Below are 16237 nucleotides of genomic sequence, written 5' to 3'. Positions count from 1 at the left end.
CCAACTGCCCCCATTGCCAGCATCCCCACCTCGTCCCCGCAACCTGCGGGCAAACGGAAACGGCCTCATGCCCCCATTGTGGTCAGAAGCTGTCATCCCCCGCTGACGCCACCCCTCCGGAACCCCACAGCCCCTTGGGGGAACGGCCTCAAAAATTGAATCTGCAGGCTTTTGGGGTGCCGGAGGGGGCAGACTCCGGTGCTGCTGCCGTCGATGACACCCTGGCATCCCTACGGTCATCGGCGCCTCCGCTCCCCCCCACCGTGCCCCCGGTACTGCGGGAGGAATTGACCAGACCCCAGCCCTTGCCGCCAGTCCGGGGGAACACCCTGGTCTGGAAGCTGGCCTGCTTGTGGTTGATTGTGCTTCTGATAGGGCAACTGGCCTACCAGCAGCGGGAATGGTTACTGGCCCATCCTGATCTGGAACCCTGGGTTCGTCTGGGCTGCGACTGGGCAGGCTGTTCACTTTCGCCGGCCATTGACCCCGAGGCCCTGCACCTGATCAGCCGGGAGGTACATAGCCACCCCACCCGCCCCGATGCCCTGATGGTAACTGGCCAACTGAAAAACCGGGCCGATTTTCCCCAACCCTGGCCAATCCTGGAGGTGGTCTTGATGGACCCCATGGGTCAGCCCGTGGCGGCCCGGCGGCTGTCCTCGGCCCATTACCTGCTACAGCCTGCCCAGGGGTTGATGCCGCCGGGGCAGCCAGCGGATATCCGGCTGGAACTGGAAGACCCCGCGCCAGAGGCGGTGTCTTACCAGTTTCGTCTACTCACCCAGTAAGTGTAGGTTCATCAGTCTCAATCCCGTGGGTATGATGGCACCTTCAGCGCACATCAGGCAGCCCCTCAAGACCCATGTATATCGGCCCTCATAGTATCGACCCGCCACTGATTCTGGCGCCCATGGCAGGGATCACCGACCGCCCGTTCCGTCACCTGTGCCGCACCCAGGGGGCCGGTCTGGCGGTTTCGGAAATGGTACACGCGGACATGCGCCTGTGGCAGCGCACCAAATCCCGCCTGCGTCTGGACCAGGATGGGGAAATCGGCCCCCGTAGCGTTCAGATCGTGGGCCATGATCCTGCCATGATGGCGGCAGCGGCGGCGGCTGCCGTGGACCAGGGTGCCCAGATCATCGACATCAACATGGGTTGCCCTGCCCGCAAGGTGATCAACCGCAGTGCCGGTGCCGCCCTGCTGGCAGACCCGCCACGGGTGGCGCGGATTCTGGCGGCCATCGTTGCCGCCGTATCGGTTCCGGTCACCCTGAAAATTCGCCTGGGCATGGACCGGGAACATATCAATGCCCCCCACATTGCCCAACTGGCCCAGGACCAGGGTATCCAGGCCCTGACGGTTCATGGCCGTACCGCGGCCTGTGGCTTCAAAGGCACCGTGGATTATGCGGCCATTGCCCAGGTCAAATCGGCAGTAGACATGCCCATCATCGCCAACGGCGACATCCGCACCCCTGAACAGGCCCGTCGGGTACTGGAGATGACCGGTGCCGATGCCCTCATGATTGGCCGGGGTGCCCAGGGACGCCCCTGGCTATTCCGGCAGATCCACCAGTATCTGACCTGCGGAGCACACTTGCCCGATCCCGATCCTGCCCAGGTTCATGCCCTGATACAGACCCATCTGGCCCATATCCATGACTTCTATGGAGAAAGGCTGGGGGTACGTATCGCCCGCAAGCATATCGTCTGGTATCTGCATGATCGCCCCGGTATTGCCCAATGGCGTCCGCGTATCCTGGGCGCCCCGGACGGCGCCACCCAGCGGGCACAGATCAGCGAGTATTTTCGGTCACTTCCCCGTGGGGAGCAGGGTGCTGCAGCATGACCCATGGCATCAAAGCAGACAGTGAAACCCTGGCCCGGGCAGTGCATCAGGCGCTGGAGGACTATTTTGCCCATCTGGACGGCCATGAACCGGACAACGTGTATCGGTTGGTGATGGAGGAAGTGGAGCGGCCTTTGCTGGCCTCTGTGCTCAGACATTGTGACGGCAACCAGAGCCGCGCCGCCCAGTATCTGGGGCTTAACCGGGGTACCCTGCGCAAGAAGCTGCGGCAATACGGGCTGGTCAATTAATTATTCCGCTTCCGCCAATAACCGTCGGGCCACCCGCTCTGATTGTCCGGCATAACCGCCGCCAAACAGATTGAAGTGATTGAGCAGGTGATACAGGTTATACATATCCCGCCGCACCCGATATCCCGGGTCCAGGGGCCAGGCCTCATCGTAAGCGGCATAAAACGCCGGGGTACAGCCTCCAAACAGCTCGGTCATGGCCACGTCAGCCTCCCGGTCACCGTAATACACCGCCGGATCGAAAATCACCGGCTGGCCTTGCTGGTCGGTATCGTGGTTACCGCTCCACAGATCCCCATGCAGCACCGAAGCCACCGGCTGGTAACCGGAAAACAATGCCGGCAATGCCGCCATGAGCCGCTCCACGGCGTCGATCAACCCGGTTCCCCCCCCGCCCTGGGCCGCCCGCCGGATCTGGAAACCCAGTCGATGCTCCCGATAGAAGCTCACCCAGTCGTCGCACCAGGTATTGATCTGGGGCGTACTGCCGATGGTATTGTCCCGGTGCCAGCCAAACCGGGGGGCCGTATGCCGGTGCAGGGCCGCCAGTTGCGCCCCGAACCGGGCAGGATGGGAGGGACCACCCAGGGGCAGATGTTCCATCACCAAAAAACTGCGCCCCGCCACCACCCCATGACATAGGGGTTCAGGCACCCGGATGGCGCCCGGTGCCCTCAGGGCCAGCAGACCCTCTGCCTCGGCGGCAAACATGAAAGCCTGTTGGGGATCATTGAGCTTGACGAAAAAGCGGCGACCGTCCTGCCCCTGGAGCAGGGCCGTTTCATTGATACAGCCTCCGGCAGCGCCCCGCCGGTTCTGGAGCCGGAAGGGGCGGCCAGTGGCACGGGTAATTTCATCACACAGGGCGGGCCACAGGCTCATGTGGCCACCAACCGGCCAAGCACTTCGCCGGCCTGGGTTTCTTTCACCACGGTCCACCCCGTCGGCAGTTCCGGTGCTGGTTCTGACAGGGCTTGTTCCAGATAAACACGGGCACCAGGCCGCAGCAGACCAGGGCGGCTCAGATGAACCAGACACCCGGACAGCAGCCCCTTACCATAGGGGGGGTCCAGAAACACCAGGTCAAACCCATCATCACAGGTGGCCAGATAGGTCAGTCCATCCCGGGCCAGAATCTCCACATGGGCCGCCCCCAATGCCGTCACCTGAGTCTTGAGATGGGCCGCTACCCGCCCGTCCCGCTCCACCATCACCACTGTGGCCGCCCCCCGGGAAGCGGCTTCAAATCCCAGCGCACCACTGCCGGCAAACAGATCCAGACAGCGGGCGCCGCTGATCATCGGCTGCAACCAGTTAAACAGGGTTTCCCGTACCCGGTCCGGGGTAGGCCGCAGGCCGGGGCCATCGGGCACCGGCAGACGCCGACTGCGCCATTGCCCCCCGATGATGCGCAGCCGACCCGGCGCACCGGGTCGGGGATGTTTTGCCGGACGGGCTCCCATCAGTCGGTCCCACCGACGATCACCGTGACCAGCCGGGTGGGGTCTACCCGGCGGGCAAAGGCTTCATTCACCGTGACCGGGTCCAGCGCTTCCACCTGATCGGTAAAGGTGTCCAGATAATCCAGCGGCAATCGGTAAAATCCCATCATGGCCACATGGTCCAAAATGCCCGAGTTGCTGGCGGTGCGCAGGGGGAAACCGCCCACAATATTGGCCTGGGCTGCTTTGAGTTCATCCTCATCCAGGCCGCTGGCCACAAACGTCTCCAACGTCTGACGCATCACCGCCACCGCTTCGTCCGCCTGGGTCACCTGGGTCTGCATGCCCATCAAAAACGGCCCCGCTGCGGCCATGGGAGAGAAGTGGCTATAAACACTATAGGCCAGGCCCCGCTGGGTACGGACTTCATCCATCAGCCGGGAAGTGAACCCGCCCCCACCCAGGCGATGGTTGCCCACATACAGGGGAAAATAGTCCTCATCCCCCCGGATCATACCGGGATGGCCCATGAAGATGTGGACCTGTTCGGAGGGAAAATGCACCCGGATGGTCTGCTCCGCCTCGGGCAGGGCCACCTGGGGCAGCGCCGGGGCTGGCTCACCTTCTGGCAGGGCAGCGGCAATGCGTTCCGCCAGGGCCTCGGCCTGATCCCGGTCCAGCCCGCCCACCAGGGCCAGGATGCCGTTGCGGGCCACGTAGTAGGTCTGGTGGAAGGTGCTCAGATGCGCCGGGGTGATGCCGGCCAATCCCGCCTCAGTGCCCAGAGGGGGATGGGCATAGGGATGTCCGGCATACACCGTCTCGAAGAAGGTCCGTCTGGCTATGGCCCCTGGATTTTGCTGCTGGGCCTGCAGGGCCACCAGGGCCTGACGCCGGGTTCGATCCAGACCCCGCTGCGTCAATGTCGGCTGGCCAACCACAGTGACCAGGGTCTCCACTGCCGTCTCCAGCCAGTCCGGTTCGGTCAGGGTGCGCAGATTGAGGATGGCCATGTCCCGTTCCGAACTGGTACTCAACTGGGCGCCCACCTCCTCCAACCGCTGGGCGATGGTATCGGCATCCCAATCCCCGGCACCATCCCGCAACAGGGTGTTGGTCAGGCGGGCCAGGCCAGGATGATCCCCGTCTCTGGCGCTGCCGGCATTGAACACCAGCCGGATATCCACCATGGGCAAGGCCGGCGATGGCACGAAATAGACCTGGAGGCCGTTGTCGGTTTCCCAATGCTGGACCGTGGTGGCGGCCGCCGGAGTGGTCAGGGTGACCAGCAGGGCCAGCAGGCACAGTCCCCAGCCGGGACGGGGCAGAGAGGAAAATGTCGTCATGTTGAGCATGCCTTCCTTCAAAATGGGCGAATCAGACCATCAGCGCAGATGGCCGTCGAAATACCCCGGCGGATTGTCCGGGTCGATGGGCAGGGGGTCCAGCCAGGCCACCGTGCGCTGGTCCACGTCAAAATAGCGCCGGGCCACCGCCTGCACCTGCTCCGGGGTCACCGCCCGGATGCGCTCGGCAAACTCGTCCCCCAGTTGCCAGGACAATCCCACACTCTCCAGCATCCCCAGCCCCATGGCCTGTCCCATGATGGAATCCCGGCGATACACCTCCCGGGCCACCACCTGGGCCTTCACCCGCTCCAGTTCGGCGGCGCTGACCGGCTCGTCCTTGAGTCGCTCCAGGGACTCGGTGAGGGCCGCTTCCACCTCGGCCCGATCCACCCCGGCAGAAGGGGTGGCGCTGAGCACGAACAGGTTATCGAGCCGTGATAGGGGGTTATATCCGGCACTGGCAGAAGCCACCAGTTCCCGCTCCCGCACCAGCTCCCGGGCAAAGCGGGCACTTTGTCCTCCATTGAGCACGCCGGCGGCCACCTGCAGGGCATAAGGCACCCAGTCTTCCTCGGCAGTCATGATCACCGGCACCTTGTAGCCCATCAGCAGATAGGGCACCTGGGCCGGTGCCCGGACCGTGATCCGCCGTTCCCCCCGTTGCGGGGTCTCGGTGCGGGATTTCACCACCGGCAGATCCCGGGCCGGAATCGGGCCAAAATGGGTGCTGGCCAGATGGTGTACAGCCTCTGGCTCCACATCGCCCACCACCACCAGGATGGCGTTGTTGGGGGCATACCAACGGTCATACCAGTCCCGCAGGTCGGCCACCGTGTATTCGTCGATGTCCCCCATCCAGCCGATGATGGGAATACCGTAAGGGCTGTTGAGCCAGGCGACGGCATTGAAATGCTCAAAGGTCAGGGCGTTGGGGTTGTCCTCGGTTCGCAGCCGCCGTTCCTCCCGCACCACCCGCATCTCCTGGATAAATTCATCTTCCGGCAAGGCCAGATGCTGCATCCGGTCCGCTTCCAGCTTCAGGGCCGTTTCCAGATGTTCGGCGGCCAGTTGCTGGAAATAGGCGGTGTAGTCCCGGCTGGTAAAGGCATTTTCCCGCCCGCCCAGGCTGGCGATGATGCGGGAAAATTCCCCGGCAGGATGGGCATGGGTGCCCTTGAACATCATATGTTCCAGGGCATGGGAAATGCCGGTGATACCCCCATGTTCGTGACCGGAACCCACCCGGTACCAGACCATGGACGCCACCACCGGCGCCCGTCGATCCGGCAGCACCAGCACTTTCATGCCGTTATCCAGCATGAACTCATGTACAGGGCTGCTTTCGGTGGCCCATAACCCACCGGGTAACAGTAGCAGTACCAATAACAGACTGATCCAAGGCGTTTGATGTTTCATTTCAGCAAGCGTCCCTCAGTGGTAGGATGTGGGCTCTTGAACATCACCGTAGACTCCATCAGCGCATGTTCGGTTTCCGCAAGAAGAAAAAACCTGTCGATCAGCCGCCTCAGAAGGCCGCTGAGTCCGTGGAATCCCTGGAGATCATCGAGGGCCTGGAGATCATCAAGGCGCCCGAGGATACCCGTTCCGAAAAATCCGCCAAGGCAGGGTCAGGGCCATCACCGGATTCTCCCCCGGCGGCATCTCCCCCGGAGCCTGTCCCCAAACCGCCCACAGCGGACGCCCCTCCAGCCAAGCCTCCGGCACCCACCGTGGCCCCGGCGGCTCCACCCAGGCCCCCGGCATCCACCGTGGCCCCTGCGGCCCCGGCCAAGCCCCCGGCACCGCCCCTGACCGCCCCGGTTGTGGCCGAGGACAAGCCTGCCGCAACAGCCCCGATCAAGGCTGACAGTGACAAGGCCGACAGCGACGGGGACAAGGACACCGACACCTCAAAAAAAGGACTATTCTCCCGCCTGCGCAAAGGGTTGTCCAAAACCTCCTCCACCCTCACCGAGGGTATGGCAGGGCTGGTGCTGGGCAAAAAGACCATCGATGACGAACTGCTCGAAGAGCTGGAAACCCGTCTGCTCATGGCCGATGTGGGCATTGAAGCCACAGAAACCATTCTGGATGGACTCACCCGCCGGGTGGCCCGCAAGGAACTCAAGGACGCAGACGCCCTGGTCAAGGCCCTGGAAGGGGCCATGGTGGACGTGCTCAAGCCGGTACAACAGCCGCTGAAGATCGACGCCGAAAAGACACCCTATGTGATCCTGGTGCTGGGGATCAACGGGGCCGGCAAAACCACCACCATCGGCAAGCTCACCCATCACCTGCGTCAACAGGGCCAGTCGGTGATGCTGGCCGCCGGCGATACCTTCCGGGCCGCCGCCGTGGAACAGTTACAAACCTGGGGCGAACGCAATCAGGCGCCGGTCATTGCCCAGGGACAGGGGGCAGATTCGGCATCGGTGATTTTCGATGCCCTCCAGGCCGCCAGGGCCAGGGGCATGGACGTGCTCATTGCCGATACAGCCGGACGCCTGCATACCCAGTCCAACCTGATGGATGAACTCAAAAAGGTCAAACGGGTGATCCAGCGTCAGGTGCCGGATGCCCCCCATGAAGTGCTGCTGGTGGTGGATGCCGGCACGGGTCAAAATGCCCTCAATCAGGCCAGAGAGTTCCATCAGGCCATGGGCCTGACCGGCATTGCCGTCACCAAACTGGATGGCACCGCCAAGGGCGGTATCCTGTTTGCCATTGCCGATCAGGTGAAGGTGCCGGTGCGCTTCATCGGTGTGGGAGAAAAGATCGAGGATCTGCGGACGTTTGATGCCGAAGATTTTGCCAGGGCCTTGCTGTCGGATCGGGACTAGGTCTCAAGATGATCCTACTGCGCAATGTCAGCAAGCGTTATCCCAATGGCCATGAAGCCCTGGCCCGGGTCAGCCTGAGCCTGGACCGGGGGGCAATGGCCTTTCTCACCGGCCATTCCGGGGCCGGCAAGAGCACCCTGCTCAAGCTCATCGCCCTGATCGAACGCCCCAGTCGCGGCCAGATTCTGGTCAATGGTCAGGATCTGGCCGTCCTGTCCGCCCGGCAGGTGCCTTATTTCAGGCGGCGGATCGGTATCATCTTCCAGGATCATCATTTACTCCATGATCGCAGCGTGTTTGACAATGTGGCCCTGCCCCTGGTGATCCAGGGTTACCGACAGCCGGAAATTGCCCGGCGTGTTCGCGCAGCCCTGGACAAGGTGGGTCTGCTGCACAAGGAGCAGGCCGAACCCGTCACCCTGTCCACTGGCGAGCAGCAGCGGGTGGGGATTGCCCGGGCCGTGGTCCACAAGCCTGCCATCCTGCTGGCCGACGAACCCACCGGCAATCTGGACCCCCATCTGTCACGGGAAATCATGCAGTTATTCCTGCGTTTCAATCAGGTGGGTACCACTGTGCTGATTGCCAGCCATGACCTGGATCTGATTTCTTCCCTGGGCAAACCCACGGTACACCTGCACGAAGGTCAACTTCAGCGGCGGGCGCTGGAACCATGAGCGGACAACGCAGGCTGGAACAGCCGCCGGTCAATGCCCGTTTCCGGGCCTATGCCATCAACCACCTGCGCGCCCTGATTTTCAGTCTGGGCAAACTCCACCGCGCCCCCTTCTCCAGCACCCTGACCCTGTTGGTGATTGCCACCGCCCTGACCTTGCCCACCCTGTTTCATGTGGCTCTGGGCAACCTGAAACAACTCAGCCCGGACTGGTCCCGGACGGCGCAGATTTCAGTCTTTCTTGAAGAGACGGTGACCGACGAACAGGTACCGTCTCTGGCGGCTCAACTGGCTCAGCGTGCCGATGTGGCCGAGGCGCTGCCTATCACCCGAAGTGAGGCCCTGGCGGAGTTTCGCGCCCATTCCGGTTTTGATGGGGCGCTGGACATTCTGGAGGACAATCCCCTGCCGCCGGTGATTGTGGTGACGCCGGCCCTGGACCACCGGGCCACCACCGCCCTGGAGATGCTGGTCAGTGCCCTGGAACAAAGACCTGAAGTTGCCCTGGCGCTGCTGGACCTGCAATGGATGCAGCGGCTGTTTGCCATCATGGACATGCTGCAGCGGGCCACTGTGGTACTGTCCCTGCTATTGGGGCTGGGGGTGTTGCTGGTGGTGGGCAATACCATCCGGCTGGATGTACAAAACCGGCGGGAGGAAATCGAAGTGGCCAAACTGGTGGGGGCCACTGATGCCTTCATCCGGCGGCCTTTTCTCTACGGGGGGCTATGGTTGGGTCTGGGGGGGGCCGCAGTGGCGGTGGCGATTGTCACGGTGACCCTGCTGCTGTTGTCCGGGCCGGTACACACCCTGTCCCGGCTTTATGGTGGAGAATGGGCGCTGCAGGGGCTGGGGCTGCAAGGCACCCTAACCCTGCTGGGGGTGGGTGCCTTGCTGGGCCTGGTGGGGTCATGGATCACGGTAAACCAGCATTTGCAGGACATCGAACCCCGGTGAAAGGGGACGGCTTTGGGTCAAGCCACCAGGGTTTGTCGCAGCCGGCGGATGGCGTTGTTTTCCAACTGACGAATCCGCTCTGCTGACACCCCATGTTCTGCTGCCAGTTCATGCAGGGTCGCCTTCTCCTCTGCCAGCCAGCGGCGGGCCAGAATGGCCTGGCTGCGGTCATCCAGGGCCGCCAGCGCCTGCTTCAGGCGGTGCTGGTGATAATCTCCCCAATCCGCCTGTTCCATCAATAAGGCCGGGTCGCCCTCCTGGTCCATCAGCACCTCTGCCGGGGCTGCCGTATAGGTATCATCCTCTGCCGGCTCTGGATCAAAACTCACATCCCGTCCCGCCAGACGGGACTCCATTTCCATCACTTCCCTGGCAGACACCCCCAGGTCATTGGCCACGGTGTCCACCTCCTCCTGACTGAACCAGCCCAGCCGCTGCTTGGCGCTCCGCAGGTTGAAGAACAGCTTGCGCTGGGCCTTGGTGGTGGCCACCTTGACGATGCGCCAGTTGCGCAGCACAAATTCATGGATTTCGGCCCGAATCCAGTGTACGGCAAAGGAAATCAGGCGCACGTTCATGTCCGGGTCAAAGCGCTTGACCGCCTTCATCAGGCCGATGTTGCCTTCCTGGATCAGATCGCCCAGGTTGAGGCCGTAGCCGGAATAGCCGCGGGCGATATGCACCACGAACCGCAGATTGTGCATCACCAGCTTGCGGGCGGCTTCCAGGTCCTGTTCATCCCGCAGGCGGCGGGCCAGGGTCTGCTCTTCCTCGGCCTCCAGCACCGGCAGCCGGTTGACGGCGGTGATGTAGCTGTCCAGGTCCCCGACCGGGACGGCAAGACGATGGGCGGCAGGCGTCAGTGCGGTTGTCATGGATTGCGATCCTCCCCAATACCAAGCGGAATGCGGCGAGTTTAGCACTCGCGGGGTTGGAGTGCTAACAGTCGGGATGAGTTCCACCGGTCCGGGCGTCGCAGATTGGGGCCGCTCCCCTGGACGCCGGGGGAGAGGGGCGCCTATTTCCGGGCGATGGGGATCACTCCCCGCGCCGGCATCGGACTGGGTGCCGGCGCCCCGGTCACCCAGGCATGGCCATAGATCACCTCATAGGTGGCCGGCAACACCCCCTGGGCATTGCGGAACGGCTCATAGGCCGCCTCCGCCGCCCGCAACCGGGACGGCGTGGTCAGCCCCCGCCCCCGGCCCAGCAGGGCATTGGTGGCCCCGATGGCCTGCAGATCCCGCATCAGACGCCCCATCCGGGGGTAGGTCACCGTGATCCGCTCCACATCCATCACCGGGTCCGCAAATCCGGCCCGCACCAGGGCATCCCCCACGTCATGCATGTCAAAAAAGGCATTCACATGGGCATGGCCGTCCACCGCCCCCCAGGCGGAACGCAACTCATGCAGGGTATCCGGCCCCAGGGTGGTGAACATCAGCAGCCCACCGGGGGCCAGCACCCGCCGGAATCCGGCAAAGGTCCGGTCCAGGTCATTGCACCACTGGATGGTCAGGCTGGAAAAGATCAGATCAAAACGGGCATCGGCAAACGGCAGCGCCTCCACATCGGCGCACACCAGACCCGGCTTGCGCCACCAGCCGCCCCCCTTGCCCGCCTGCCGCAACATGGACGGCGACAGATCCAGCCCCACCGCTCGCGCCCGCCGATACCGTTGCCGCAGTCCCCGCAACCCCTGCCCCGTGCCCGTGCCCGCATCCAGCACCCATGCCGGCTGCAGCCGGATCCACGCCAGACGCTCCAGCAACCGGCTGCAGACCTCCTTCTGCAACACCGCCGCCTCGTCATAGGACGGCGCGGCCCGGTCGAAGGTGGCGCGTACCCGCTGCTTGTCCACGCGGTATGGAGAGGGATCAGTCATGCAAAAAACTCCGAAGAACGGCCTCGAACCGGGCCGGTCGGGACAGGAACGGGGCATGGCCGGCGCCCTTGATCACGGCGGTGCCCAAGGCGGGCCGCAATGCCTTGAACGCCGTCTCGGCGGCGGCGGGCACCAGGGTATCGTACTCCCCGAACACGGCATGTACCGGACAGGGCAGCGTGGCCAGGGTCCGGCGCAGGTCCATGTTCCGCAACAACGCCAGCCCCTCGGTCAGGGCCTCGGGGGTGGGTGGGCCATCCAGCAGACGGCCCCGCAGGGTCTTCAAGGCCCCCTGGGCATCGGGCAGGCCGTGAAACTGCAACGCCAGAAACCGATTCAACGTCACCCGGTACTGGGCGGCCAGCCCCTGGGCAAAGGCATCCAGCACCGGCAGGGCCATGGCATGGGGCCAGTCCGGGGCCTGCACGAAGCGCGGGGTACCGGCCACCAGAATGACCCGGTGAACCCGCTGGGGATGGCGCGCCGCGGCCTGCAGGGCCACCAGGGCACCCAGGGACCAGCCCACCAGAGTGGACCCAGCCATCGGCAGGGTGGCGGCCAGGCGATCCGCCAGGGTATCCAGATCCCCCAGCCGGGTCTCATGGGCGGCGGCGCCGTGGCCGGGCAGATCCACCCGGCAAACCTGAAAATCATCGGCCAGGGCGCAGGCCAGCTCTTCCCAGACCCCGGCATTGAGACCCCAGCCGTGGATCAGGGTCAGGCTCGGGCCGTGACCCTGGAAATGGCTTGTCAAGGCAACAGTCACTCACCCCTCCTTCGGGTTATCTTGCCCTCACCCCAACCCCGCTCACACAAGGGGGGAGGGGCTTTGGGGCATGTTCTCGGTTATCATGCGCGGCAAACCCAACCGCCCGACCCAACAGGCCGGAGAGGATACGCCCCCCCATGTTGCTGCCCATCATACTGACCATTGCCGCCTACCTGATCGGCTCCCTCTCCACCGCCATCATCACCTGCAAGCTACTGGGCCTGCCCGACCCCCGCACCCAAGGCTCCGGCAACCCCGGCGCCACCAACGTGCTGCGCTCCGGCGGCAAAAAAGCGGCCATCATCACCCTGACGGGAGACCTTCTCAAGGGGGTGATCCCGGTATGGATCGCCCTGGCCCTGGGGCTGGAAGGTCTTGCCCTGGCCCTGGTGGCCCTGGCCGCCTTCCTCGGCCATCTGTTCCCGGTGTTTCACCAGTTCAGGGGCGGCAAGGGGGTGGCCACCGGCCTGGGGGTCCTGCTGGGCCTGCACTGGGCCGTGGGCCTTTGCACCCTGGCCACCTGGCTGCTGGCCGCCGCCATCACCCGCACCTCGTCCATCGGTGCCCTGACCGCCGCCACCGCCGCCCCCATCTGGGTGGCGCTGATTCTGGGGGATGCCTGGGTCACCATCGCGGCCTGCTTCATGATGGCCCTCATCTACATGCGACACGCCGGCAACATCCGCCGCATCATGAACAGGACGGAACCCCGGATCGGACAGAAAAAGCAGCCTTAGGGCCATTGAAACAGCCCCGGCGACTATACCGGCATCAGTTCCTCCAGGCTCCACCGGGCCCGGGCCGGGATCTCCAGCCCGCACCGGGTGCCGGCGGCCAGGCGCAAGGCCCCGGCCAGGGCAATCATCGCCCCGTTGTCGGTACAGAACTCGATGCGCGGATAGAACACCTGCCCGCCTTCCTCGGCCACCATCTCCGCCAGCGCCGCCCGCAAACGCCGATTGGCCCCCACCCCACCGGCCACCACCAGACGCCGCGCCTCCACCGCCTGCAACGCCCGCCGGCACTTGATCACCAGGGTATCCACCACCGCATCCTCGAATGCCCGCGCCACATCCGCATCCAGTTGGGCATCCTGGGGACCGTCCCGCAGCGTGGTCAAGGCCCGGGTCTTGAGACCGGAAAAACTGAACGCCAACCCCGGCCGATCGGTCATTGGCCGGGGAAAACGAAACCGCCCCGGATCTCCCTGCTCCGCCAGCCGCGCCAGCGCGGGACCACCGGGGTACCCCAGCCCCAGCAACTTGGCCGTCTTGTCAAAGGCTTCCCCTGCCGCATCATCCAGACTCTCCCCCAGAATCCGGTACTGCCCCAGCCCCCGGACATCCACCAACAGGGTATGCCCACCGGACACCAGCAGGGCCACGAAGGGAAACGCCGGCGCCGGTGCCTCCAGCAGGGGCGCCAGCAGATGTCCCTCCATGTGATGCACCGCCACCGCCGGCACCCCCCAGCCCCAGGCCATGCTGCGGGCCACCGACGCCCCCACCAGCAGCGCCCCCAAAAGCCCCGGCCCGGCGGTGAACGCCACCCCGTCCAGGTCATCGCCGCTGATCCCGGCCTCCCCCATCACCTGACGCACCAGCGGCAACACCCGGCGCACATGGTCGCGGGAGGCCAGTTCCGGCACCACCCCGCCATACTCCCCATGGAGGGCCACCTGACTGTGCAGGGCATGGGCCAAAAGCCCCCGGCGGGAGTCATACACTGCCACCCCGGTCTCATCACAAGAGGTCTCGATCCCCAGGACACACAGGGGCGTTTCGGCATCAACAGATTTTTTCGGGCGCATTTCACTCATGGGGCTTTGGTTTTTGATCGGTGCCATTCTATAATGCGCGATTCTCCGCCGGAGGTGGAGTAGCTGTGTGTCCCCTGAACCTGTGAACTGATTGACGGACGGTAACGATTTTATGCCCCATGTGCGAGTAAAAGAGAACGAACCCTTCGAAGTTGCCCTGCGCCGCTTCAAGCGCACCTGCGAAAAGGCCGGTGTACTGACCGAAGTGCGCCGCCGCGAGTTCTACGAAAAGCCCACGGAAGTGCGCAAGCGCAAGGCTGCTGCTGCCGTGAAGCGTCAGATGAAGCGCCTCTCGAAGGAAATCAGCCGCCGCGAGCGTCTGTACTAAGTCCTCTTCGCATCGTCAGCTCCCCCCAAAGCCATCAGGCCCGTCATTCCCGCTTTCGCGGGGATGACGGCGGCGGGAGTGACGGTAATTAAAGAGCCCCGTTTCTGGAGCATCAACGCCATCGATTCATTCCCGCGTCGATGCCCCAAAGCCATCAGGCCCGTCATTCCCGCGAAAGCGGGAATCCATGCGGCCCCCGAAAAAGCCAAGCTGCCGGAAAATAACGTCGGCACGGACCGGCACATCGGCCGTTTTCATGACCTGGCCCCGGTTAAACCCCCCTCCATCCATATACGTACACGGACAAGCCTTCGTATAATCGGGGGTTTAACTCCATGTGCATCGAGAACTATGAGCCAACTGAAAAACGACCGACTCCTGCGGGCCCTGCTGCGCGAACCCGTGGACACGACCCCCATCTGGATCATGCGCCAGGCCGGCCGCTACCTGCCGGAATACCGCGCCACCCGGGCCAAGGCCGGCAGCTTCATGGGCCTGTGCGAAAACCCGGAACTGGCCTGCGAAGTCACCATGCAGCCGCTGGATCGCTTCCCCCTGGATGCCGCCATCCTGTTCTCCGACATCCTCACCATTCCGGACGCCATGGGCCTGGGCCTGTATTTCTCCGAAGGTGAAGGCCCCCGCTTCGAACGCCCGGTCCAGGACGCCGCCGCCATCCGCGCCCTGGGGGTGCCGGACCCGGAAGACGAGCTGCGCTACGTGATGGACGCCGTGCGCCTGATCCGCAAGGAACTGGATGGCCGGGTGCCCCTGATCGGCTTCTCCGGCAGCCCCTGGACCCTGGCCACCTATATGGTGGAAGGCGGCTCCTCCAAGGAATTCGCCCATATCAAGGGCATGATGTACGACGACCCGGCCACCATGCACCACCTGCTGAGCGTGCTGGCGGACACCGTGGTGGCCTACCTGAACGCCCAGATCGCCGCCGGCGCCCAGGCCGTGATGGTGTTCGACACCTGGGGCGGCTCCCTGAGCCCGGAGAACTACCGTCTGTTCTCCCTGCAGTACATGCAGCGCATCGTCGAAGGCGTGACCCGCGAGGCCGAAGGCCGCAAGGTGCCGGTGGTGCTGTTCACCAAGGGCGGTGGTCAGTGGCTGGAAATCATGGCCGACACCGGCTGCGATGCCCTGGGTCTGGACTGGACCGTGAACATCGCCGATGCCCGCAAGCGGGTGGGTGACCGGGTGGCCCTGCAGGGCAATCTGGACCCGGCGGTGCTGTATGCCTCCCCCGACAAGGTACGGGAAGAAGCCAGAAAGGTGCTGGCGGGCTTTGGTCATGGCAACGGCCATGTGTTCAACCTGGGCCACGGCATCCATCCCAAGATCGACCCGGAAAACGTGGCCGCTCTGGTGGAAACGGTGCACGAAGACGGCAAGCAGTACCACGCCGGCTGATCAGGCTGATCAGGACGGGGTGAGGCCAGCCCTCACCCCTCCAGCATCTGCTCCACCACTTTCAACTCTGCCCGCTTCATTGGCCGGCCATCCACCGGACTCAACGGCGGTTGACGAATCCCGTCCACCGGAAACACCACCAGATCCACGTCCACCCCTTCTGCGCCAAACTCGATGCAGGGATAAAACACATACCCCTGTCCATTGCGCAACCGACGCTCATCTGCCCGCCAGGTCACCCCCCGATCCTGCAAAAAGAAAATGACCTCCTCCGGACTGTCGGCAAACAGATGCAGGGTCAGCTCATCCCGACCATTGACGATCCCCGCCAGCACCGGCCCCACCAGACGGGGATTGAAAGACGCCAGCATCCGCATGGCCTTCACCGCCACCTGCCGCAAATGCCGCAACTGAAGCCGTGACGCGTCATCCTCAAACAGACGCTGACGCTCCATCACCGCCACTTCAATCTCTGCATTCCTGGGCAGGTTCCGGGTCTGACCCGCCCCCAGCCGCTCCGCCGCCTTGCGCTTGGCCAGGCGATAATCCAGCACCCCTTCGTCCAGAATGATGCGAGCCGCTTCCTCAGCGATCATCTGTCGCATACGACTATCCATACTCAATATAGCCACCCACGGGTTACCCAGCCG

Annotated in this window: 18 protein-coding genes; 9 read left to right on the top strand and 9 right to left on the bottom strand. The window is 64.1% G+C overall.

Annotated elements, in window-relative coordinates; all coding sequences use genetic code 11:
- Window positions 1–155 precede the first annotated feature (155 nt).
- From BMX62_RS04645 to fis, 3 genes are all read left to right on the top strand, one after another.
- Window positions 156–788: a DUF3426 domain-containing protein gene (locus BMX62_RS04645; RefSeq protein ID WP_162273492.1), complete on the top strand. Its 633-nt coding sequence runs from the start codon at window positions 156–158 to the stop codon at window positions 786–788.
- Between the two features lie 74 nt (window positions 789–862).
- Window positions 863–1852 (top strand): tRNA dihydrouridine synthase DusB, encoded by a 990-nt coding sequence (gene dusB / locus BMX62_RS04640; protein WP_090204987.1) that lies wholly within the window; start codon window positions 863–865, stop codon window positions 1850–1852.
- The gene (gene fis, locus BMX62_RS04635; protein WP_090204983.1) at window positions 1849–2103 is read left to right on the top strand and encodes a DNA-binding transcriptional regulator Fis; all 255 of its coding nucleotides are present in this window, start codon (window positions 1849–1851) and stop codon (window positions 2101–2103) included. The genes dusB and fis overlap by 4 nt, the downstream gene beginning before the upstream one ends.
- Here the strand turns inward: fis and BMX62_RS04630 are convergent, their stop codons facing one another.
- Genes BMX62_RS04630 through BMX62_RS04615 form a run of 4 tightly spaced genes read right to left on the bottom strand, consistent with a single transcriptional unit; the run spans window position 2104 to window position 6310 of the window.
- Window positions 2104–2985, bottom strand: coding sequence for a fructosamine kinase family protein (locus tag BMX62_RS04630; RefSeq protein ID WP_090204979.1), 882 nt, complete (start codon window positions 2983–2985; stop codon window positions 2104–2106).
- Window positions 2982–3566: a 16S rRNA (guanine(966)-N(2))-methyltransferase RsmD gene (gene rsmD / locus BMX62_RS04625; protein WP_090204976.1), complete on the bottom strand. Its 585-nt coding sequence runs from the start codon at window positions 3564–3566 to the stop codon at window positions 2982–2984. Before rsmD ends, BMX62_RS04630 begins: the two co-directional genes overlap by 4 nt.
- The gene (locus BMX62_RS04620; RefSeq protein WP_090205185.1) at window positions 3566–4891 is read right to left on the bottom strand and encodes a M16 family metallopeptidase; all 1326 of its coding nucleotides are present in this window, start codon (window positions 4889–4891) and stop codon (window positions 3566–3568) included. The genes rsmD and BMX62_RS04620 overlap by 1 nt, the downstream gene beginning before the upstream one ends.
- Window positions 4892–4930: 39 nt before the next feature.
- Window positions 4931–6310: a M16 family metallopeptidase gene (locus tag BMX62_RS04615; RefSeq protein WP_090204973.1), complete on the bottom strand. Its 1380-nt coding sequence runs from the start codon at window positions 6308–6310 to the stop codon at window positions 4931–4933.
- A gap of 440 nt (window positions 6311–6750) precedes the next feature.
- Between BMX62_RS04615 and ftsY the strand changes: the two genes are divergently transcribed.
- From ftsY to ftsX, 3 genes are read left to right on the top strand one after another with little or no spacing between them, the layout of a single operon-like run.
- Complete coding sequence (ftsY, locus tag BMX62_RS04610) at window positions 6751–7734, top strand: signal recognition particle-docking protein FtsY (protein ID WP_238375862.1); 984 nt, start codon at window positions 6751–6753, stop codon at window positions 7732–7734.
- An 8-nt stretch (window positions 7735–7742) separates the two neighbouring features.
- Complete coding sequence (gene ftsE, locus BMX62_RS04605) at window positions 7743–8411, top strand: cell division ATP-binding protein FtsE (protein WP_090204967.1); 669 nt, start codon at window positions 7743–7745, stop codon at window positions 8409–8411.
- Window positions 8408–9367: a permease-like cell division protein FtsX gene (ftsX, locus tag BMX62_RS04600; RefSeq protein WP_090204964.1), complete on the top strand. Its 960-nt coding sequence runs from the start codon at window positions 8408–8410 to the stop codon at window positions 9365–9367. The genes ftsE and ftsX overlap by 4 nt, the downstream gene beginning before the upstream one ends.
- Before the next feature lie 17 nt (window positions 9368–9384).
- Here ftsX and rpoH read toward each other — a convergent pair whose 3' ends face one another.
- The 3 genes from rpoH to bioH form a co-directional block, all read right to left on the bottom strand.
- A complete protein-coding gene (gene rpoH, locus BMX62_RS04595) occupies window positions 9385–10242 on the bottom strand; it encodes an RNA polymerase sigma factor RpoH (protein WP_090204961.1) in 858 nt (285 codons plus the stop codon).
- A 143-nt stretch (window positions 10243–10385) separates the two neighbouring features.
- Window positions 10386–11252, bottom strand: a complete 867-nt coding sequence (gene bioC / locus BMX62_RS04590) for a malonyl-ACP O-methyltransferase BioC (protein WP_090204957.1) — start codon at window positions 11250–11252, stop codon at window positions 10386–10388.
- Complete coding sequence (gene bioH, locus BMX62_RS04585) at window positions 11245–12018, bottom strand: pimeloyl-ACP methyl ester esterase BioH (protein WP_238375854.1); 774 nt, start codon at window positions 12016–12018, stop codon at window positions 11245–11247. Before bioH ends, bioC begins: the two co-directional genes overlap by 8 nt.
- Window positions 12019–12158: 140 nt before the next feature.
- On the opposite strand from bioH, the gene plsY reads away from it, so the two are divergent.
- Entirely contained in the window at window positions 12159–12758 is a 600-nt protein-coding gene (gene plsY / locus BMX62_RS04580) for a glycerol-3-phosphate 1-O-acyltransferase PlsY (protein ID WP_090204951.1), read from the top strand.
- A gap of 23 nt (window positions 12759–12781) precedes the next feature.
- Here the strand turns inward: plsY and tsaD are convergent, their stop codons facing one another.
- A complete protein-coding gene (gene tsaD / locus BMX62_RS04575; protein ID WP_090205182.1) occupies window positions 12782–13795 on the bottom strand; it encodes a tRNA (adenosine(37)-N6)-threonylcarbamoyltransferase complex transferase subunit TsaD in 1014 nt (337 codons plus the stop codon).
- Between the two features lie 157 nt (window positions 13796–13952).
- Between tsaD and rpsU the strand changes: the two genes are divergently transcribed.
- Both rpsU and hemE read left to right on the top strand, forming a co-directional pair.
- A complete protein-coding gene (gene rpsU / locus BMX62_RS04570) occupies window positions 13953–14168 on the top strand; it encodes a 30S ribosomal protein S21 (RefSeq protein ID WP_008931893.1) in 216 nt (71 codons plus the stop codon).
- A gap of 351 nt (window positions 14169–14519) precedes the next feature.
- Entirely contained in the window at window positions 14520–15587 is a 1068-nt protein-coding gene (hemE, locus tag BMX62_RS04560) for a uroporphyrinogen decarboxylase (protein ID WP_090204943.1), read from the top strand.
- 32 nt (window positions 15588–15619) lie between these two features.
- Here hemE and BMX62_RS04555 read toward each other — a convergent pair whose 3' ends face one another.
- The gene (locus BMX62_RS04555) at window positions 15620–16192 is read right to left on the bottom strand and encodes a hypothetical protein (protein ID WP_338011470.1); all 573 of its coding nucleotides are present in this window, start codon (window positions 16190–16192) and stop codon (window positions 15620–15622) included.
- Between the last annotated feature and the right edge of the window lie 45 nt (window positions 16193–16237).

Source organism: Ectothiorhodospira magna, from assembly GCF_900110965.1.
Taxonomy (GTDB): Bacteria; Pseudomonadota; Gammaproteobacteria; order Ectothiorhodospirales; family Ectothiorhodospiraceae; genus Ectothiorhodospira; species Ectothiorhodospira magna.
The sequence above is the reverse complement of the archived record's forward strand: the minus strand, read 5'-3'. Positions and strand labels throughout refer to the sequence as shown.